This window comes from Actinomadura madurae, assembly GCF_047130825.1.
Taxonomy (GTDB): domain Bacteria; phylum Actinomycetota; class Actinomycetes; order Streptosporangiales; family Streptosporangiaceae; genus Spirillospora; species Spirillospora madurae.
Window position 1 is genome coordinate 8,770,592 of sequence record NZ_CP083237.1, and the last position, 18,700, is coordinate 8,789,291.

An 18,700-nucleotide genomic window follows, 5' to 3' on the forward strand; every position below is an offset into this window, starting at 1 on the left:
ATTGCTCAGAGCAGGCGACAGGGCTCGCCGAGGACGATCTCGGCACCAGGCAGGTCGGCCAGCCGTGCGGAAAGCGTCGCCTCCGCGAGCCGCTTGGCGACCGATCCGACGTGGTCGAGTTGTACCTCCCCATCCGGCGCGGGCCCGGGGCCGTCCGTGAAGACCGGGTGCGGGTCCGGGCGGGCGGGCAGGTTCACGCCCGGCGCGATGACCTGGCCGGGGCGGCGGGACGAGCCTTGCAGCCAGCGCAGCAGTGCGTCCGGGTTCCCGACGGTCGCGGACAGGCCGACGCGCTGGACTGGGCGGCCGGTGAGCCGCGCCAGCCGCTCCAGGACGGCCAGCAGGTGCCAGCCCCGGTCGTCGCCGGCGAACGCGTGAACCTCGTCCACCACCACGGCCCGCAGCCCGGAGAACCAGCGGCGCTGATCGACCTTCGTGCTGACCAGCATGGATTCCAGTGATTCCGTCTCCAGTCGCGGCAAAAGGTTGTTGAGCGGCGCCAGATACAGCAGGGACGGCGCGGCCCACGACTCCGCCGCCATCCGTGTCAGCAGCGGGAGCAACCCGCTCAACCGCCCTCAACCTCGGGCGCGTGTTCAGCGGCGCCTGCGGTTCCTGGCCACCGCCGCGAGTTCGATCTTGATCAACCGGCGGCTCTCCTCGGCGTGGGCTTCGTCGCCGGTGTCGTGGAGCCCGGCGAGGGCGGTCCGCCAGATGGCGGTGGCGGCTTCGGGGTCGTCCAGGGCGAGTTTCTCCCGGGCCTGGCGGTCGAGGGCACCGGACCGGTTGAACGGCTGGTCCGCGTGGCCGAAGCATTCCGCTGCCAGCGCGAAGTACTCGTCGGCTGCGGCGTGCTCCTCCCGCCGGGAGCAGAGGTCGGCCAGCTCGTACGCGAGGCGTCCGGCCATGCCGGGGTTGAAGACGTGCTGGGTCTTCTCGAACAGGAGAAGTCCTTCCTCCCAGGCGTCCTGGGCATCGGCGTCGCGGTCGAGGGCACGGTATGCCTGGCCGAGCATCAGCAGCGTTCTGGGGGCGTGGGCGCGTACCTCGTCGTTCCGGCACAGCGTCCGGCAGCGTTCGAGCCGCTCGGCCGCGTCGGCGTGGCGGCCGGCGCCGGTCAGAGCCTTGGCGAGCAGTGTGAGCAGCGGCACCTCCTGGAGCGACGGAAGGTTCTCCCACACCGTGGTCATGGGGGAGAGCAGGTCGATCGCCTCTCTGTACCGGCCACGATCCACCAGCGCCTCAGCGTGGAACTGGTCGGCGACCTGCCCGGCGATCGGGTCGTCCATGGCGGCGCCGATGGCCTGGGCAGCCGCGATCTCCCGTTCGGCGTCGTCCGGACGGCCGCTCAGCCGGTACATCTGGGCGAGCCGGTAGTGGATGTTGCAGGCCAGGCCCGGCGCCTCGGCGGCATCCACGAGTTCCGCGGCCTGGGTGAAGGCCGCGGTCGCCGCGTCTCCGTCGGACTCCCTGAAGACGCGGTAGTCGCCGAGCCGTTCCAGCAGCAGAGCCTGGTCGTTGCGGTCGTCCAGGCGCCGGGCCGCCGCCAGGCCGAACTCGCACGCCTTCTCCCAGACGGCCCACATGGCGCGGGACTCGGCGATGACGGTGACCGCGTAGGCCATCGATACCGTGTAGGGGTCGAAACCGCGATGGTCGCTGTAGCCGAGCAGGCCGATGAGGGCGTCCTCTTCGGCGTCCAGCCAGGCCCGGGACTCCGCCGGCAGCGGCGGCGGCGAGGAGGGAACGCCGGACATCCCGGCTACGGCGCCGGGGAACAGGCTTCGCAGCACCATGTTCATCTTGTCCCGATGCCAGGTGAACATCGCCTCCAGCGCCGGGTCGTCGTCGCCGTGCTTGGGGGCCAGTTCGATGGCCAGGAGCCGCATCAGGTCGTGCGTGCGGTAGCGGCCGGGCTCGTCGGCGGACTCGATGAGCCGGTCCAGCAGGAGCCGGCCGAGGAGATCGTCGGCGTCGGCCGCGGATATGCCCATCAGCGCGGCGGCCAGGTCCGTCCCGAACGTCGGGCCGGGAGTCGCCGCCAGCCGGCGGAACAGCCGGGCGGCGTCGGCGGGCAGGTCCCGGTAGGACAGCTCGAAGGAGGTGCGGACGTCCAGGTCGTGGATCCGCAGCCTGCTCAGCCGGCTGCGGACGTCCGAGAGCCGCTCGGCGAGGTGGCCGGGCGTCCAGTCGGTGCGGGCCCGCAGCTGCGCGGCGGCGATGCGGATCGCCAGCGGCAGCCGCCCGCACGCCTCCACGATCCGCTGGGCCGCCGCCGGATCCGCGGCCACCCGGGCGGTCCCGCCGATCGCACCGAGCAGTTCGAGGCTCTCCTCCGGGTCGAGGAGCCCGAGGTGGCAGACGGCGGCCCCGGCCAGCGCGGGCAGCGGGTTCCGGCTGGTGACGATGACCAGGCTGGACGTTCCGCCCGGCAGCAGCGGTCGTACCTGGCTTTCGGAGGTGACGTCGTCCAGGATCACCAGGACCCGGCGACCGGCCAGGAGGGAGCGGAACGACGCCGCCTGCTCGGCCGGGTCCGCCGGGACGTCGCCCGGGGACTTGCCCAGCGCGCGCAGGAACCCGGGGAGCACCAGTTCCGACGTGAGGGCTCCGTCCTGAGCACGCATCGCGCCGTAGAGCTGCCCGTCCGGAAAACGGGCGGCGAGGTCGTGCGCGAGACGCAGCGCGAGCGCCGACTTGCCGACCCCCGCCAGCCCGGAGATCACCACGGGTGGACGGTTCGCCGTCTCGTCGGAGCACTGCGCCAGCAGGTCGCGCAGCTCGGCTCCGCGGCCGGTGAAGTCGGCGGGCGCCGGCGGGAGCTGCCGGGGGACGGCTGGTTCGGGCGCGGGCAGCTGGACGGTCACTCCGCTGTTGTCACCGGTGACCGCCACGCCGATGTCCCCGCCGGCCGCTACGGACTTGCCGCCGATGGCCTGGACTCCCGGGTCGGCGCCGGTGCCCTGCCGTCGTCGGCCGCGCCCGCGGGTCATGGCCGGGTCTCGTCGCCGGTGACGGCCTCGTGGATGTCGCCGCCCGCCGCGACGCTGCCGTCACCGCTCGCCCGGACGGGACCCGCTGGTCCTGCGGATCCCGGGCTCGCCCGCGGTGCCGGGGCGGGGCCGGTTTGGACGCGGTCACCGGTGACGGCGCGTCCGATGCCGCCGCCCGCCGCGACCGACCGTGCTCCCGACGCCTCGACGGTGGAGCCGTCCTCCGGCGTCCGGGACAGCACGTAGACGGACACTGCCGTCCCTGCCAGCCCGGCGAGCGCCCCGACGACGCTCGCGGTCTTGTCGGCGGTATCCAGGTCCACCGCGACGACCAGGACGACCAAGCCCACCGTGACCAGGCCGCATAAACCGGTGGCCAGCCCTGCAACGATCCTTGTCCGAGCCGTCATGAACCCATGGTGCCCCGAAGCTCCGCCGTCTCCGCTAATGGACAGAGCGGCATGGTCATTCCGGTCCGTCCCGATGGGGCCCGTTCCAGGCGGTGCATCACGACTGGAACGTGACCCCCTAGACGGTGAGGTCGTCGTTGCCCTGTCTGATGTAGCCGAGCAGGGCATGCCAGTGCGGAAGGGGGACGGCGATGATGGGCCCCGTGGCGTTCTTGCTGTCGCGGATCCCGATGGTGTGGCCGGCCGGGTCCAGGACGGCCACTTCGACGCAATCGTTGCCGCTCATGGACCGGCGGCTCTTACGCCAGGCCGTTAGAGGAGCAGGGCGTTCAGTTCTGCCGAGTCGGCCTGCCGGGTCCAGGGTGGACATGGGGATCAGAACCTGCCTTTCTTGTACGCGCGTGAGGAGGACCCACTGCCGCACCGTCGTCCGCGTGACCGGGTCGGTAGACGGTCGGAACGGCGGCGGAGAGTGGTTCAGGGCCATTGGATCGCCGATCGGCACGGCTGGGCGGCCGACGTGCGCAGGCCGCGCAAGTGTGCAGATGGTGCACATTCCTCTGGGCAGCTCAAGCGTGGTCACGTACCGTGCCGAGCGAGGCGTGTCCCCGGGGAGCCTGTGATGGTGCCCGTCAAATCAGACCGGTTCTGGCGCTCGGCCATGGTGCGGGCGCTGATCGATGCCCACGATCTCGGCGCTTTGATCCGGCTGGCGCGCGAGCGTCGCGGCTGGAGCCAGCAGGAGCTGGGGAAGGCCGCCGGGTTCTCCCGGTCGACGGTGTCGCGATTGGAGACCAGCCGTACCGCCATCACCGATATGGCGAAGTTACGGCTGATCGTCGGCGCGCTGGAGATTCCACCCAGCGTGTTAGCCGAGCTTCTCGGGCTTGCAGAGGCTTCTGCGGTTACGGTGGTCACTAATGTGGCCACTGCGGCACCGGAGGACCCCATGCGCCGTCGCTCATTCGTCGCCGCCGGACTGGCCGTTCCGCTGTCGGCCTTGGTCCCGATGGACAAGGTGCTGGCGGCGGCGTCCCCGCCCGCGCTGCCGTTGAACCGGCAGCAGATCATGCGGCAACTGATGCAGGCCCGGCGGTTGTGGCACGCCGGTGAGCTGAACCGGCTGCTGTCCGAGCTGCCCGAGCTCCTCGCGACCGCAGGTCACGCCGCAGGCGAGACGCAGGACTCCGCCGGGTTCGTTCTCGCCGGCGCCTGCTACGACCTGGCGGCCGAAGCGCTCAATAAGGTCGGCGCGAACCGGCAGGCCCACATCGCGGCGGACTGGGCCGCGCTGCACGCCGACCGATCCGAGGACCCGGTCGCGATGGCCGCGGCCGCACGCACCCGGGGAATCGTGCTGCGGCACGAAGGGCAGCACCAGCTCGCCGAGCAACTCACCCTGCAGGCGGCCGCGCGGGTCGCCCGTGCCGGACTCGCCGACCCTGCGCAGGCCCGAACGTACGCGCAGATGCTGGCGACGTCCGCCTACAACGCGGCGCTCGCCGACGACCGCGACCGAGCGCTTGAGATGATCGAGGACGCCTGGCAGGCCGTGATCCGCCTCCCTGAGCAGCAGCCCCCTGGATGGGCGCTGTCGGCCCGTTTCTCCATCGACCGTGCGCAGGTCTCCCTCTACAAGGTCGGGGTGCGCTGGGCGCTCGGTGACGCGGGTGAGGCTCTTGCGGCGGGCCGGGACCTGCGCCCGGGAATGTTCCCGACCCCCGAGCGCAGAGCCCGGCTGCACACCGACATGGCCCGCGCGGAATGGCTACGCGGTCGCCCGGAACAGGCGACTCAGCGGCTGCTGGCCGCGCACGCCCAAGCACCGGCGGAAATGGCGGGACGACCGGCGATCCGTCGGATGGCAGTGCAGATGGTGCAACGGCATCCGCGGGTACACGGCGCCCGCGAACTGGCCGCGATCGTGCGGCCGGACACCAGGGCACGGTAAGGCTGTCAGCCAACCGCGTTTCCTAGCCTGCTGCCTGGCGGAGGGCCCACGTCTAACCGGCTCCCCGTTCATGGCCGGGATCCAGACCGAGGTGAGGCATCCGCTGTGTGCGATGGCGCCGACCAAGGTGCACACGTCCACGCGCTGCGGCAACTCGCTTGCCAGGACAAGCATCCGCTGGCCGAGGCGGTATGCAGGGACACGCGAACACGACCGCACCCGAGTGAATCTTGACGCTGAGGGGCAGTGGGAGTTGGACAGCCGGATGAGGCGCAGGGCGTCAACGCACACCGGGGCCGTGCCGGGCGGAACGCTCGCAGTCCCAGGTGTGGTGGGGCGGGTATGAGGCGACCATCCGTTGACGGGATGGGTGGGATTCAAACGCCGTGATTATGGGGGCAGGCCAGTCATCACCGAGCAGATCTTGAAAGCGACGAACCCCCGGCCGAGAGGTGGCCGAGGGCTCTGGGGTGTAAGCGCAGAGGGCGTCAGGCCAGGTCGTGCTGGCTGCTCTTGACGTCGCTAGTGAAGGCGGCCCAGGCTGCGCTACTGAAGGTCAGATTCGGCCCATGGGGATCCTTGGAGTCCCGTACCCCCACCACGGTAGCCAGATCCGCCACCTCGACGCATTCACCGCCCTCGTGAGCGCTACGGCTGCTCTTGCGCCACTGGACGTGTGTGATGTCACTCATAGACTCTCCATCACTGTCGATATCAAGGCTCGCGACTCCTCTATGGGCAGCGCGTAAGCCTTCAGCAACTCGTACCGTACGACATAGCTCGTCACACGCGTAGGCTTCTCGAAGAGCATGCCTTCACCTGCCGACTCGGTGTATGCGATGTTCGTGCCGTCGTTGAAACCCAGGATGGTGAAGCTTCCCGCAAGGCCAGCGTGGTAGCCAGCGCTCCATGGAACCACGTTGAGCATGACGTTGGAACGGCGGCCGCACTCCAGCAGGTAGGCGAACTGGTTTCGCGTGATGTCCCGACTCCCGATCACACGGTGTAGCACGCTCTCGTCGAGAGTGAGCCAGATTCGAGGTGCGTTCTGTCCGGTCATGATCTCACGTCGTTCCATGCGTTTCTGAATCAGTTCCTCCGCTACGGATTCCTCGACGTCGCGGAAGATCGAGCGGGCGTAGTCCTCGGTCTGGAAGAGTCCGCTGAGCAGGAGTGCGTTGTAGACGTGGATCGAATCGGCCTTTTTCTCGCGCGCGTTGTACTCGGTGAAGCCAGGGGGGAGAATGGGCTCGATCTCGATGTCACCAGCGAGCTTCCATAGGCGGTAGAAAATGCCGTCCGTTTTGAAGAAGGTGTCGAGGTCGTGAGCGCTTTGCTCGGACACCTTGCGCCCGCTCTCCATGGTGCTGATCCATTGGGGTGTGCAGCCGAGCGCATCCGCTAGTTGCTTGCCCGTGAGTTCAGCCTCTTCGCGCTTTCCGCGGAGTTCGGTGCCGAAGAAGATGCGCGCTCGATTTTCACCCATGAAAAGCCTCCGGGGGTCAACCTGGGGAGCATGGTTGAGTTGATCTTGGCTCGACTTGACCGTCGGTGTGGAACGGTCACTACCGCACTTTTACCCGGACAGGGAGGCTGTTTGCAAGCTTTTCAGCGAAACGACAGAAAGTGAGGTCCTCGGGGTGTCCAAGAGGTCGGTATCGAACGATTTTGCTATGGCGCGAATTTCCTTAATGCCCGATTGGCGCGGTGCGCGATCGCGCGACGGCTTCGTGGCGCGGCGACTCGCCGAGCTGAGCCACTACCAGGTCCTCAACGGCTGCCTTCCCGAGGTGCAGGCCCGGGACGAAGGCGAGTTGTGGCTGCTCTGCGACGCCCAGACGCGCTTGTACGAGCGGATCGCCCTTGCGGAGTCCACGAGGAGGTGGCCGTGAGTGTCCCCGAGCACGAGTCCCCGGCCGTCGAGTCGTACGTCAGGCTGAAGGCCCTGGGGATGCATCTCAAGGCGCACGGTTTCACGGTCGACTACGTGGCCGGGGGGTTGGTCGTCCGCAACACGACCTCCACGGCGCGGAGCTGCTGCGGCGCCGAGGGGATCTCTGGCGACACGATCATCCGCCGCCCGCACGACAAGGACGAGGGCCGGTACTGGTTCTTCACCTCGTGGCAGCAGCCCATAGCCGAGTCCGAGCGCATCACCGACGCCTTGGTGATGATCAAGGGCTACCTGGGAGCCTCCGCGTGAAGGCCACCGACGACGGAGCATGGCGACACGACCCGGCCGCGCACCTTGCCGAACTGAGGCGAGAGTTCCCGACCTTCGGCATCATCGCCGACCCGGAACGCCCGATCTGGATGGCAGTCCGAGGCGACGACCTGTTCATCAGGGCAACAGACGCCTTCGTCCTCCGCCAGCGGCTCCAGGAGATATCGAACTGTTGAGCCTGGCCGGCCGCCTACTCATCCGCCTTCTTCTTGCCCGGACCGCGCCCCCGGCCCTTCTTCGGAGGCCGCCACTTGGCGAGTTCATCCCGAGACAGGCCGGGGTACCGCTCCACCTGCTGCTGGAGGTAGCCCTCGTAGGCGACGGCCGGGCTCAACCCGGTCTCCGGATCCACCTCGCTATACCACTGCTTAACCCAGGGCATCACTTCGTCCAGCCCAGCCAGCAACGGCATAAGCCGCTCAAGCTCCCACCCATCCCGAGTGGTCCGCTCCTCAATGAGCGTCACAAGCGCATGAGCCTGCTCCGCGTGATCCCAACCTGCCCACCCAAGAAGCAGCGTCTTGTTCCCATCCGGGCCAGCCCCGGATACGAGATGAACCGCTCCTTGGGAACATCGAGCTTCCCCCGATTCCGCCAGTATGAGTTCTTGACGAAGTCCGCGCTCGTGTACTTAGGTAGAACCTTGATATCGAGCCGCCCCCGTTCTCGTCCTCAAGCCGCTGCAACCGCCACGTCTTTTCCCACTGCGCTCGCTTACGCAGCCCAGAGTCCTTGTAGCGCAACGCTGAAATGAACAGCACGTGCTCAGCATCGAGGATGTTTTTAAGGACGGTCGATCAGTTCAACTTCCTCACCCATCCTGAAGCCGGTCAGCCAACCGCCCGACCGTCATCATCCTCGGCCGCTCGACGCCGCTGTCATCCAGAGCGAACCACAACCCTCGATCCTCACACCGTTCGAGCAACCAGTTCCGAAGCGCGTCCTTCTTCTTCTCCCAAGGCTCAGACGCCCAGGACGCTTGTACTCCGGCCTCTGGATCAGCCCGATCGTCTGCGGACGCTGATCGATTGTCTCGATCCGCTTCTCGACTACACGGCTGTACTTTTTCGGCCAGTGCTCCGGCACTTCCGTGATCGGCGTGGACCCAAGTCGCGCGAACCACTGGGTCTGGACCTCACCCGCAGCCATCTTCCGAGCCAACACGATCTCAAAGGCTCGCTCATCGAGCCTGATCTAGGAACAGATCCGATTCTTGTCGAACTTCTGGCGGTCCTGGTCGAGGCCCGATCTTTCCCTTACTGCGGATGGGTAAGTCGTCTACGGTGATGTCAAGGTCAGGTCGGGGACGGCCCTCAGCCGCTTGGCTCCGGTGGCCCTCGTGGTGGCGATGAGAAGGAAGATGCGGACGATGGCCTACCGCGAAGGAACGCTGGTCGACCCAGTGCACCGAATACGAGGTGCGGTGAACGTGGAGCGCTTTGTCGCGCTCTGAGGCTGCTTGAGGCTGGACTCTTTCACTCCACGTCGGTGAAGTGATGGACAGGGACGGCTATGGCGTCCAGGTCCTCCTCCCGGCAGGGACCGGGGCGGGCGTGGCGTGAGAAGTCGAGTAGGCCTTCGCTCCATGAACGACGACGTGATCTTCCGCGCGAGTTGTGGTCGCGGCCGAAGAGCCCGGCGGCGAATCGGGATGCTGTGGCGATCGCGTCCAGACCGTTCGACGCGGCCAGAGAGGAGACGTCGTCAATGATGTGATCGTCTTTGCAGGACTGCTGGAAGACCATGCTCAGCATTGGGTGACGACAAGATCGATCACCAGGTTCTCAAGCCGGCCCTCGTAGGTCCCGGTAGCCCGTGAACGGCCGGTGGCCAGGTTGCTCACTCACTGAGCGATCCACCGGCGGGAGGCACTTGCGGAGGAAGCCGTGGCGGGTGCAAAAATACTCGCACCAGACATAGGCGGCGAATCCGGCGAAGGGGATCACGTATGACGGTCGTGGTGATACAACCGTCCTATGGCAATCCGGCCTCCCGACGACGGTGGGCGGACACCTTGGGGCGCGAGGTTCCGTTCACTGTATCCGCGCGTGACTCCGCCCTGACGCATGCTCAGAGACAGGCACTATCAAGCCTGCACCCTTCCGGGCGAGCCCGGTTCTGGGGAGCCACCTCTTTTCAGGACGGTAAGATGGCCCGCGTGCATTTTGGTGACGTTGTTCTGTTCACTGGCCAGAAGATGGTCCGTGGTATCGGTGAGGTGGGTTTTCTCTTCGACAATGCAGCCTTTGCTGACACCCTCTGGACGCCCGACCCCGGCAAGGGTAGTTGGAACAACGTCTACAGTGTGTTGAGTTTTGAGGCTGTAGAGATCGGCTACGAGGAAATCTGGGATCTACCGGGTTTCAATAAAGGTGATTACTTCATGGGGCTTCGAATCTTGACAGGGAGGAAAGCGGAAAATCTGATGCAGGGGCTTGGCATCACCACGTCCACCGCCATCCAAGAGGATCTTCTGCGGGAAGCCGAAGTTGTTCGGGCCCTCACTCGGCGCACTCAGGTCGTAGGCCTCGAAGCAATCCACACCACCCAGACCAGCTATCAATCGTCCGCTCGGAAGATACATGTCACGCGCGCTGAGGCCATGCTGGTTCGGGAGTACGTCACCAGCCTGAGCGGTCATGAGACCCAGCGTTTGCGGACGCCTGTGGGTATCACGGACCTTCATATAACCGGACCCGGTGGTACGGAGATCGTTGAGGCAAAAAGTAGTTCGACCCACCAGTATGTACGCGAGGCCTTGGCGCAACTCCTGGATTACGTCCCGCATAGCCCAACGCCTGTGGACAAGCTCTCTGGTCTGTTCCCCGCCCAGCCCGAGGATGCCTCCGTGCGACTTCTTCATCGATATGGAGTGGACTGCCTGTATCGCACGGCGCCCGGTGCCTTCCGGCGGCTCGCCGCGCCGGACGCGGTTCGCGAACACATGGCTGAGGCCTGGGCTTTCGGTGGACTTGGGCTCGGTTGAGGACTGACGACGTCATGCATTTCAGCCCGGAGGGCGTCAGGAAGGAGCACACCCGTGCGCTGACCGCCCTTATCAAGTTCCTCAAGGGGCTGGACGGCGGCGTATGACTGCGTTGCCGCGGGTGCCGGAGGGGATGTTCTCGTTCACGACGACCGAGCGCGCCGATCTGCACACGGCGGTCATGTACGCGTTCGGTGAGGCGAACGAACGGCTGGAGACGTCGCTGACGATCGACCAGGTGCGGGACCGGCTGCGGCAAGTCGGGTTCTTCGCGCCGGTGGACGATCCCGGGCTGACGCGAGCGCTGGGGCAGCTCGTGGCGTGGAAGCTGCTGGATGTCGTGCAGAACCATGCGGGCAGTTATGCGACTGCCGAGGAGTACGAGCGGAAGAACCTTCAGTACTCGCTGACACGCAGGGGCGAGGCTGCGTTCGCGGGGGTGCAGCACGCGCTGGCCGTGCTGAGTTCGTCCGGCGCGTTGCAGACGGCCGTGTTGGATGCGATCGCCGATCGGCTGGGGGAGCTGGGTGAGCTTCTCAAAGACGATGATCCGGCGGTCAACCGGCGCATCTTCACCACCCTTCAGGAATTGGAGGGGCATCTCGACGCGCTGCGTAACAACACCAAGTCGTTCAACGGTGAGCTGCAACGGCTGATGCGGGCAGAGGGCGCCGATCTCGCGACGTTCAGCGACGTCAAGAGTGCGACCGTCACCTACCTTCAGGAGTTCGTCACCAACCTGGACGTCCGGGCCGATGCCATTTGCACGGCTCTCGGGGAAGTGGAGGAGCGCGGGGTCAGCGTTCTGCACAGGCGGGCTCTGGACGGGGCGGAACTGCCGCCCGTGCAGGGAACCGACCCGGGGATCGCCTGGCTGGCCGCGCGGAGGACGAAGTGGGACGGGCTGGAGTCGTGGTTTCGGCCCGAGGAGGGGACGCCGCGGGTACGGCACCTGCACGACGTGGCGCGCCGGGCGATTGTGTCGCTGTTGCAGGTCCTGGACAGGATCACCGAGTCGCGGCGGCGTTCGTCGAGTGCGGCCGCCGACTTCCGGACGCTCGCGCGATGGTTCGCCGCCGCGCCGAGTGAGGAGGACGCTCACCGGCTCTGGGGGACCGCGTTCGGGCTGACGTCCGCGCGGCATGCGCACCTCGGTCACGTGGACGCCGAGCCCATCCCCACGGCGGCGGGCTGGGAGGAGACACCGCCGGTGGAGGTGTCGGCGTTGCTTCGCACCAGCGGACGCACAGAGCGGATGGGACGGACCGCCAAGGTGCGGGATGTCCAGGCCCTGCGTGCCGAGCGGCGGGAACGCGCGCGGCGTGAGCGCGCGGAGTTGGAGGCGGCCTGGCAGTGGCTCGCCACCGACGGCCCGGTGCGGCTCTCGTCGTTCGGGCGGGTGGAGCACGACACGTTGCGGCGGCTTCTGGATCTGATCGGACGGGCACTCGCCGTGCGGCCCGGCGCTGACGGGCTGCGGCGGGCAGGGACGACCGACGGCCGGATCGAGGTCCGGCTGTGGCCGCCGCCGGACGGGCGCACAGCGGAACTGCGCACTCGACGCGGCCGGTTCCACGGCCCCGACTACCTGGTCGACATCCGCTTCACGGTCGCCGGCCCGGCGCGGAAGGCGTCCGGCGCGTGAGCAGGCTGGCGAACCAGCTCGTCCAGGCGGAGAAAGAGGAGCTGGCACGGGCGATCCGGCTGCTGCTGGGGCGGCCACTGGTCTCGCTGCACACCGACCTCGACGGTTTCGACCTGGTGCGGCGGCGTCACTCCGCTCTCGCGCGGTGGTTCGACTACTACTGCGGCTGGCGCCTGTTCATGGAGCCGCGCCAGGGTTATGCCCGGCTGGTCAAGGTTCGGGGGGACGCCGATCCGTCGCGTCCCGCGAGGCGGAGGCGGTCGACGAAGGCGCCGTTCGACCGGCGCAGGTACACGCTGATGTGCCTGGTCGCGGCCGAACTGCTGGCGGCGCCGGTGACGACGATCGGGATGCTCGCGCAAAGGGTGGTGCAGGCCGCCGCCGCCGATGACCGGATCCCCGCCTTCGATCCCGTCCGGGGGGACGAACGCGCAGCCTTCGTGGACGCGCTGAAACTGCTGGAGCACTACGGCGCTGTGACGGCCGTCGACGGGGCGACCGATGCGTACCTGGACAGCGCTGAGGCCAAGGTCCTGTACCGGGTGGACACGACCCGGGTGATGCGGCTGCTGTCCGCTCCGGTCGCCCCTTCGCGGCTTCTGGAGACGGACTGGCCCGACCTGGACGAGCTGACCGTCGAAGGCAGGTACGGGGCCGACGAGCCCACGGAGACGCAGAGGAACCTGTGGGCCCGCCACTCCCTGCTGCGCAGGCTCCTGGACGACCCGGTCGTCTACCGGGCGGACCTGTCCCAGGCCGAGGCCGCCTATGCGGGCTCCCTCACCGGACGGCAGATTCTCCGCCGCGCCGCGGAGGAGGCCGGGCTGGAATTCGAAGAGCGCGCCGAGGGCTACCTGCTCATTGACACAGACGCGCTCGCGACCGACTCCAAGTTCCCAGACGACGGAAGCCATGCCAAGGTCGCGGCCCTACTGATCCTCGACCGGCTGGCGCGGGACGGGCAGGCGCCGCACGCCGACCTCGTTACGGAGGCCGGGCGGCTGCTGGCACGCCGCCCGCGCTGGGCGATGGCCTACCAGTCCGAGGGAGGCGCCGGGCGCCTGGCCGATGACGCCCTCGCCGTCCTGCGCGGGTTCGGGCTCGCGGCGGAGCGGGACGGCCTCGTGCGGGCGATGCCCGCGGCACACCGATACAGCGTCCGCGAGGAGGAGTCCCCGTGACCGTCACCGAACTCGTCTCGGCCGAGGCACCCGAGGCGGCCCCGCGGTGGCGGCCCGCACGCGCCGGCATTCTCAACATCTGGCGCTACTACGACGAGGTGTTCGAGTTCCACAAGGGACGGCTGCTGCTGCGCGGCCCCAACGGCAGCGGCAAGAGCAAGGTTCTGGAACTGCTGCTGCCGTACCTGCTGGACGCCAGCCTCAAGCCGAGCCGCCTGTCGACGTTCGGTGGCAGCGAGCGCACCATGCACTGGAACCTCATGGGCGACGGCCACACGGGCAAGACCCGCGTCGGCTACGTCTGGCTCGAGTTCGTCGCCGACGGCCCCCGCTGGTTCACCTGCGGGGCCAGGTTGCAGGCCACGTCCAACACCAAGAACGTCACCGTCGCCTACTTCACCACGGCGCAGCGCGTCGGTGTCCCTGGAGGGCTGAGCCTGACCGGAGACGGTATGCAGCCGCTCACGCGTGCGCGGCTGGCCGAGGCGATCGGCGCGCACGGCGACGTCCATGACTCGGCGGACGCGTACCGGACCACCGTCCGGCGGACGCTCTATACCGGGCTCACCGAACAGCGCTACGACTCGCTCCTCACCGCGCTGCGGCAGCTCCGCACTCCCAAGCTGTCGGAGCGCCTGGACCCCGGACTGCTCTCCGACCTGCTGTCCAGCGCGCTCCCGCCGCTCGGCGAGGGGGAGATCCACGAGATCGCCGAGGGGTTCGAGCGGCTCGACCGGCAACGCGAGGACCTGCGGAGGCTGGACGAGCACGTCCAGGAGGCCGGCAGGCTCGCCGCCCGGCAGCGCGCCTACGCCCAGCGTGTCCTGCGCGCCGCCGCCGCGCGCCTCGTCTCGGCGACCAGCACGATGGACGGTCTCACCGCCAAGGCCAGGACCGGCCGAGAGGAGCACGGGACGGCGTCCGGCGAGCGTGCCGAGACCGCGCGGCGGCTCGACGAGGAAGAGGAACGGGGACGTGCCCTCGCCGCCCGGATCGACGGTCTCAAGGAGAGCGACGCCTACCGGGCGGGGCACGAGCTGGCCGACCTCCAGGAGAGGGTCCGCAGGTTCAGGAGGACGGCGGATGAGGCGCGGCGGACCGCCGAGAAGCACGGGACGGACGCGCGGAACCGCAGGCAGGAGGCCGAACGGTTGCGCGCGGACGCGGTGACGCAGCGGTCACTCACCGGCCAGGCACTCGCCGACGCGCAGCGGGCGGCCGACCGCGCGGGCCTCGCGGCCGTCCACCAGGAGGCCGCCGCGGCCACCGGTGCGGAGACGGCGGATGGACTCCAGCGCGCAAGCGGCCTGCTGCGCGCCGCCGTGCGGAACCGCGAGAATCAGATCGGGGCGCTGCGCACCGCGCTCCAGCGCCACGGCACCGCCGTGGATCGCCGCCAGGACGCGGAGTCCGAGCGTGATGAGAGCCGCGCACGGCTGGCCGAGGCGACGGCCCTGCGCGACGCGGCCCGCGAGCGGCACCTCCGCGAACGGGACACGCTGGCCGAGGCGCTCGAAGCGTGGGCGCGCGACTGCGTCGAGCTGTCTTCGCTGGACGCCGAGGTGCTGGCCGGCGCGGTCGAGGACGTCAGGGAATGTGACGAGCTGGTCTTCGCCGCCCGCATGGAGGCCATCGACCGGTTCGCTGCCGAGGAGGCCCGGTGGCGGACGCGGCGCGACGCGGTCACGGAGAAGCTGGTCGCCACGAGCGAGCGGCGCGACCGGCTCGCGGGAGAGGCGGTCGTCGAACCGGACGCGCAGGAGACCCGTCCCGCTGACCGCGCGGGACGGCCGGGCGGCCCGCTCTGGCGCCTGGCCGCGTTCGCCGGCGACGTCGCACCGGACGCCCAGGCCGGTATCGAGGCCGCGCTTCAGGCCGCCGGGCTGTTGGACGCCTGGGTTCTGCCCGATGGCGGGCTCCTGCGGGACGAGCAGGACGCCTTCGCCGCGGCCCTGCTCGCTCGTCCCGCCCCTGGTTCGAGCCTGGCCGGGGTGCTGGTCGCCGAGCCGGGCGCACCGGTGCCGCCGGACGTGCTGCATGCCGTGCTGTCCGGCATCGCCGTGGCGCATACCGCGTTGGAGATCGACCACCCCGCGGTGATCGGAATGGACGGGTCCTGGCGGCTCGGCACCATGACGGGCCGCTGGACGAAGTCGGAGCCCGCCTTCATCGGCGCGACCGCCAGGGAACGTGCCCGGCGCCGCCGCATCGCCGAACTCGACGAGGAGATCGGCGCCCTGGAAGGGGAGGAGGCCGCGTGCGATGACGGGCTTGGCCGTCTCCGTGGGGCCCGCGACGCCATGGACGCCGAGCTGGGGGATCGTCCGTCCCACCGGCCGCTCACGACGGCGGCCGAGGAACTGGACGCCGCGGAGCGCACGGTGGCCCAGCGCGGCGACGAGCTGGAGCGCGACGGCAGACGGCTGCGGGAGCACGAGACGGCCGTCTCCGCGGCACTCCGCGCGCTGACCGCGCTCGGCGCCGAGCATGGACTGCCCGTGAGCGAGCACGCACTGGACGCCTTGGCGGGCGCCGTGCGGGACTTCCGCGAGAACGGGAGCGTCTGGCTCCAGCACATCGAGGCGCTCCGCTCTGCCGAGTCCCGCGCCTCCTCAGCGGAACAGGTGGCTGATGACTACGGCAGCACCGCCGGAGAGTCCGCCGGCCGCGCCCGCGAGGCGGCTGAGGAGCACGCGGAGGCGGCCGAGAGGCTCGCGGCCATAGACGCCTCGATCGGCGTGGAGCACCGGCAGGTGCTGGAGAACCTCCGGACGGCCAGGGCCGAGGCCGAGACGTCCGGCCTCCGGCGCGCGTCGCTCCGCAAGGCGCTGCTCGGATTGGAGAAGCGCATCGGGAGCCTGGAGGCGGACGTCCGGACGGCGGAGAAGGAGCGGGACGACGCGGTCGCCGTGCGGGACCAGTCGGCGGCCAGGTTCCGGTATCTGGCCACCGGGCACCTGGCGGCCGATGCCGGGCTCGATGTTCGGCTCGATGTGGACGGCGGCGTCAAAGCCACGCTGGAAGGTGCGCGTTCCGTCGGTGCGTCCCTGGAGCGGACGCCGCACGAACCGAAGAACGTCCGAGACGCGGAGCACCGGCTCTCCGAAGCGATGCACCATGCCCGCGATGTCCTGGCAGACCAGGCCGATCTCGAACTCGTCCAGGACGAGGACGTCCAGATCCTCACGGCGACGATGAACGGGATGCGCGTCGGCGCGGCCGAGCTGAGCAGCGCCCTGAGCGCCGAACGCGACCAGCGGCGCCAGGACATCACCGACAAGGAACGCGACCTGTTCGACCGGACGCTCGCGGGCGACACGCGCAGGCACCTGGCCGATCGCATCCGGCGCGCCACAGAGCTCGTGGACGGCATGAACCGCCGTCTCGAACGGGTGCGGACGGCGTCGCGGGTGGCGGTGCGGCTGGTCTGGCAGGTCGATCCGCAGCAGAGCCAGGGCATCCGCGCCGCCAGGGACCTGCTGCTCCGCGACCCGACACGGCTGAGCGCAGCCGACCGGGAGGCGCTCTACCGGTTCTTCCGGGACCGGGTGGAGGAGGCGCGGGCGGCGAACACCGCGGCGAGCTGGGAGGAGCAGCTCATGGAGGTCCTCGACTACACCGCCTGGCACCGGTTCACCGTCCGGCTCGAACGCGGGGACGGCAAGGGCTGGCAGGACCTCACCCGCAAGCTGCACGGCGCGCTGTCCGGTGGGGAGAAGGCGATCGCGCTGCACCTGCCGCTCTTCGCCGCTGTCGCCGCCCACTACCAGACCGATCCACACTGTCCGCGCTTCATCCTGCTGGACGAGGTGTTCGTCGGTGTGGACACCGCCAACCGCGGCCAGGTCTTCGACCTGCTGGTGAATCTCGAACTCGACATGGTGCTGACGTCCGACCACGAGTGGTGCGACTACCGGGAACTTGACGGCATCGCCATCCACCAGCTCGTCACCGGTGCGGACGGCGATGGCGACAACGCCGTGACGACGGCGCGGTTCATCTGGGACGGCCACCGGACCGTACCCGTGGACGAGGAGGGCGTCTCCTGGTGAACATTCCGGAACGGCTCCGCGCCGCGGATCTGAAGCCTTTGTGGGCAACCCTGCACAAGCGCTTCTCCACAGGAACCGCGGTCAGCCGTATCACGGTCCAAGGGCTGGACCGCGACCAGCGGGCGGCCGTGGCCGACCTGCTCGGGATGGACCGCTATCCGCCGTCCACGGTGACGCTCTCCCTGACCCGCTTGGACACCGTCCTGCATGAACTCACCGGGTCCGATGCGCGGGCCCTCACGGAGGCGATCTGCGGACCGATCGGTGACCGGGCGCGTGACAGGCGGGAACGGGAACGCGAACGCGGCGCCCTGTGGGACTGGTTCGCAGGGCATCCGGTGGTCACCGGAGAGCCGGCATTGTCCGGATGGGTCGAGGAGGTGCGACGTCAGGGCCTCGTCGGCGGGTCTGTGGCGTCCACGCGTGACCTTCTCGAACGTGCGCTCAAGGTGCTGGCCGCCCTGCCGTCGGACGGCACGCCGCTCCAGGTCTTCGCGACCGGCTTGTTCGGTGACTCGCATGCGCTGGACGACGGCAAGCGCCTCTCCAGACTCGTTCAGCGCGCTCAATCATTCCGCTTTGGCGTCGAGCCGCCGCGCGACGCCCAGGAACGCAGGGCCCTGTGGGAACGCTCGGGGGTGGAGTGCGACGCCCTTTCCACGACCGTCCTCGTCGCAGGGCTCCGGCCGGCGGGCGACGGTGTCCTCGCGCGGACGCTGCGGATGTGGGCGGATGCGGGGCACGCCTCCGTCGTGACGCTCCAGCAATTGCGCGACTTGCAGGATCCCCGTGTGGAGGCTCCCGATGTGTGGGTGACCGAGAATCCCACGGTCGTCGCCCTGGCGGTGCGGCGGTTCGGTGACCGCTGCCCACCGCTGGTGTGCTCGTCGGGCTGGCCGAACAGCGCCGCCGTGCGGCTGCTGCGCGCTCTCGGTGGCGCGGGTGCGACCTTGCACCACCACGGTGACTTCGACGGTGAGGGCCTCCGTATCGCCGCTTACGTCATGGCCAGGACCGGGGCACGACCCTGGCGCATGTCGTCGCGCGACTATCTCGCTGCTCTGGACGAGGTCGACGGCGCTCTCCCGGACCCTGGGCGGATCAGCGATGCCCCGTGGGATGCCCGGTTGGCCCGCGAGCTGAGAGACCGAGGCGCCGCGGTCTTGGAGGAGATGGTGGCCGAGACGCTGCTGGACGACCTCTCCGGAGCAATTCGTGGAGCCGCGCATTCTGCGGGTGATATCCCGCCAGGGTGAAG

General features: G+C 69.0%; 16 protein-coding genes and 2 pseudogenes. 9 read left to right on the plus strand and 9 right to left on the minus strand.

The window, feature by feature from the left end; translation table 11 throughout:
* Positions 1–5 precede the first annotated feature (5 nt).
* The 4 genes from K8Z49_RS40980 to K8Z49_RS40995 form a co-directional block, all read right to left on the minus strand.
* The gene (locus K8Z49_RS40980) at positions 6–572 is read right to left on the minus strand and encodes a DEAD/DEAH box helicase (RefSeq protein WP_412516714.1); all 567 of its coding nucleotides are present in this window, start codon (positions 570–572) and stop codon (positions 6–8) included.
* A gap of 24 nt (positions 573–596) precedes the next feature.
* Positions 597–2,993, minus strand: a complete 2,397-nt coding sequence (locus K8Z49_RS40985) for an NB-ARC domain-containing protein (RefSeq protein ID WP_021595056.1) — start codon at positions 2,991–2,993, stop codon at positions 597–599.
* Complete coding sequence (locus K8Z49_RS40990) at positions 2,990–3,343, minus strand: hypothetical protein (protein WP_024935399.1); 354 nt, start codon at positions 3,341–3,343, stop codon at positions 2,990–2,992. The genes K8Z49_RS40985 and K8Z49_RS40990 overlap by 4 nt, the downstream gene beginning before the upstream one ends.
* 178 nt (positions 3,344–3,521) lie before the next feature.
* Positions 3,522–3,959, minus strand: coding sequence for a DUF397 domain-containing protein (locus tag K8Z49_RS40995; protein ID WP_412521265.1), 438 nt, complete (start codon positions 3,957–3,959; stop codon positions 3,522–3,524).
* 66 nt (positions 3,960–4,025) lie between these two features.
* On the opposite strand from K8Z49_RS40995, the gene K8Z49_RS41000 reads away from it, so the two are divergent.
* The gene (locus K8Z49_RS41000; RefSeq protein ID WP_412516715.1) at positions 4,026–5,354 is read left to right on the plus strand and encodes a helix-turn-helix domain-containing protein; all 1,329 of its coding nucleotides are present in this window, start codon (positions 4,026–4,028) and stop codon (positions 5,352–5,354) included.
* A 488-nt stretch (positions 5,355–5,842) separates the two neighbouring features.
* Here K8Z49_RS41000 and K8Z49_RS41005 read toward each other — a convergent pair whose 3' ends face one another.
* Both K8Z49_RS41005 and K8Z49_RS41010 read right to left on the minus strand, forming a co-directional pair.
* Positions 5,843–6,046, minus strand: coding sequence for a DUF397 domain-containing protein (locus tag K8Z49_RS41005; protein ID WP_021595060.1), 204 nt, complete (start codon positions 6,044–6,046; stop codon positions 5,843–5,845).
* Positions 6,043–6,840, minus strand: a complete 798-nt coding sequence (locus K8Z49_RS41010; protein WP_412516716.1) for a helix-turn-helix domain-containing protein — start codon at positions 6,838–6,840, stop codon at positions 6,043–6,045. The genes K8Z49_RS41005 and K8Z49_RS41010 overlap by 4 nt, the downstream gene beginning before the upstream one ends.
* 205 nt (positions 6,841–7,045) lie before the next feature.
* Between K8Z49_RS41010 and K8Z49_RS41015 the strand changes: the two genes are divergently transcribed.
* The 3 genes from K8Z49_RS41015 to K8Z49_RS41025 are packed head-to-tail and all read left to right on the plus strand — an operon-like array spanning position 7,046 to position 7,754.
* Positions 7,046–7,246, plus strand: a complete 201-nt coding sequence (locus K8Z49_RS41015; protein ID WP_143118561.1) for a hypothetical protein — start codon at positions 7,046–7,048, stop codon at positions 7,244–7,246.
* Positions 7,243–7,557, plus strand: coding sequence for a hypothetical protein (locus tag K8Z49_RS41020; RefSeq protein ID WP_412516717.1), 315 nt, complete (start codon positions 7,243–7,245; stop codon positions 7,555–7,557). The genes K8Z49_RS41015 and K8Z49_RS41020 overlap by 4 nt, the downstream gene beginning before the upstream one ends.
* Entirely contained in the window at positions 7,554–7,754 is a 201-nt protein-coding gene (locus K8Z49_RS41025; RefSeq protein WP_075022162.1) for a hypothetical protein, read from the plus strand. The genes K8Z49_RS41020 and K8Z49_RS41025 overlap by 4 nt, the downstream gene beginning before the upstream one ends.
* A gap of 14 nt (positions 7,755–7,768) precedes the next feature.
* Here the strand turns inward: K8Z49_RS41025 and K8Z49_RS41030 are convergent.
* The 3 genes and pseudogenes from K8Z49_RS41030 to K8Z49_RS41040 form a co-directional block, all read right to left on the minus strand.
* Positions 7,769–8,226 (minus strand): annotated as a pseudogene (locus K8Z49_RS41030) (DUF7008 domain-containing protein).
* 163 nt (positions 8,227–8,389) lie between these two features.
* A pseudogene (locus tag K8Z49_RS41035) lies at positions 8,390–8,727 on the minus strand (DUF7008 domain-containing protein).
* A 326-nt stretch (positions 8,728–9,053) separates the two neighbouring features.
* On the minus strand, positions 9,054–9,323 hold the full coding sequence (locus tag K8Z49_RS41040; protein WP_412516718.1) for a hypothetical protein: 270 nt from the start codon (positions 9,321–9,323) through the stop codon (positions 9,054–9,056).
* Between the two features lie 404 nt (positions 9,324–9,727).
* Here K8Z49_RS41040 and K8Z49_RS41045 point away from each other — a divergent pair, with 404 nt between their 5' ends.
* The 5 genes from K8Z49_RS41045 (at position 9,728) to K8Z49_RS41065 (ending at position 18,698) form a co-directional block, all read left to right on the plus strand.
* A complete protein-coding gene (locus K8Z49_RS41045) occupies positions 9,728–10,564 on the plus strand; it encodes a hypothetical protein (protein ID WP_412516719.1) in 837 nt (278 codons plus the stop codon).
* Positions 10,565–10,667: 103 nt separating this feature from the next.
* Positions 10,668–12,209 carry a TIGR02677 family protein gene (locus tag K8Z49_RS41050; protein ID WP_412516720.1) on the plus strand — a complete coding sequence of 514 codons (1,542 nt, stop codon included), beginning with the start codon at positions 10,668–10,670 and terminating at the stop codon, positions 12,207–12,209.
* Entirely contained in the window at positions 12,206–13,390 is a 1,185-nt protein-coding gene (locus tag K8Z49_RS41055) for a TIGR02678 family protein (protein WP_412516721.1), read from the plus strand. The genes K8Z49_RS41050 and K8Z49_RS41055 overlap by 4 nt, the downstream gene beginning before the upstream one ends.
* Positions 13,387–17,442, plus strand: coding sequence for a TIGR02680 family protein (locus K8Z49_RS41060; protein WP_412516722.1), 4,056 nt, complete (start codon positions 13,387–13,389; stop codon positions 17,440–17,442). The genes K8Z49_RS41055 and K8Z49_RS41060 overlap by 4 nt, the downstream gene beginning before the upstream one ends.
* Entirely contained in the window at positions 17,439–18,698 is a 1,260-nt protein-coding gene (locus K8Z49_RS41065) for a TIGR02679 family protein (RefSeq protein ID WP_412516723.1), read from the plus strand. The genes K8Z49_RS41060 and K8Z49_RS41065 overlap by 4 nt, the downstream gene beginning before the upstream one ends.
* The last annotated feature ends 2 nt before the right edge of the window (positions 18,699–18,700 follow it).

What these genes read in the sequence shown, in the direction of transcription:
- K8Z49_RS41000 (WP_412516715.1), top strand. Translation starts at nt 4,026, where the DNA reads ATGGTGCCCGTCAAATCAGACCGGTTCTGGCGCTCGGCCATGGTGCGG.
- K8Z49_RS41015 (WP_143118561.1), top strand. Translation starts at nt 7,046, where the DNA reads ATGCCCGATTGGCGCGGTGCGCGATCGCGCGACGGCTTCGTGGCGCGG.
- K8Z49_RS41040 (WP_412516718.1), bottom strand. Translation starts at nt 9,323, where the DNA reads ATGGTCTTCCAGCAGTCCTGCAAAGACGATCACATCATTGACGACGTC.
- K8Z49_RS41050 (WP_412516720.1), top strand. Translation starts at nt 10,668, where the DNA reads ATGACTGCGTTGCCGCGGGTGCCGGAGGGGATGTTCTCGTTCACGACG.
- K8Z49_RS41045 (WP_412516719.1), top strand. Translation starts at nt 9,728, where the DNA reads ATGGCCCGCGTGCATTTTGGTGACGTTGTTCTGTTCACTGGCCAGAAG.
- K8Z49_RS40995 (WP_412521265.1), bottom strand. Translation starts at nt 3,959, where the DNA reads ATGTGCACCATCTGCACACTTGCGCGGCCTGCGCACGTCGGCCGCCCA.
- K8Z49_RS40985 (WP_021595056.1), bottom strand. Translation starts at nt 2,993, where the DNA reads ATGACCCGCGGGCGCGGCCGACGACGGCAGGGCACCGGCGCCGACCCG.
- K8Z49_RS41010 (WP_412516716.1), bottom strand. Translation starts at nt 6,840, where the DNA reads ATGGGTGAAAATCGAGCGCGCATCTTCTTCGGCACCGAACTCCGCGGA.
- K8Z49_RS41005 (WP_021595060.1), bottom strand. Translation starts at nt 6,046, where the DNA reads ATGAGTGACATCACACACGTCCAGTGGCGCAAGAGCAGCCGTAGCGCT.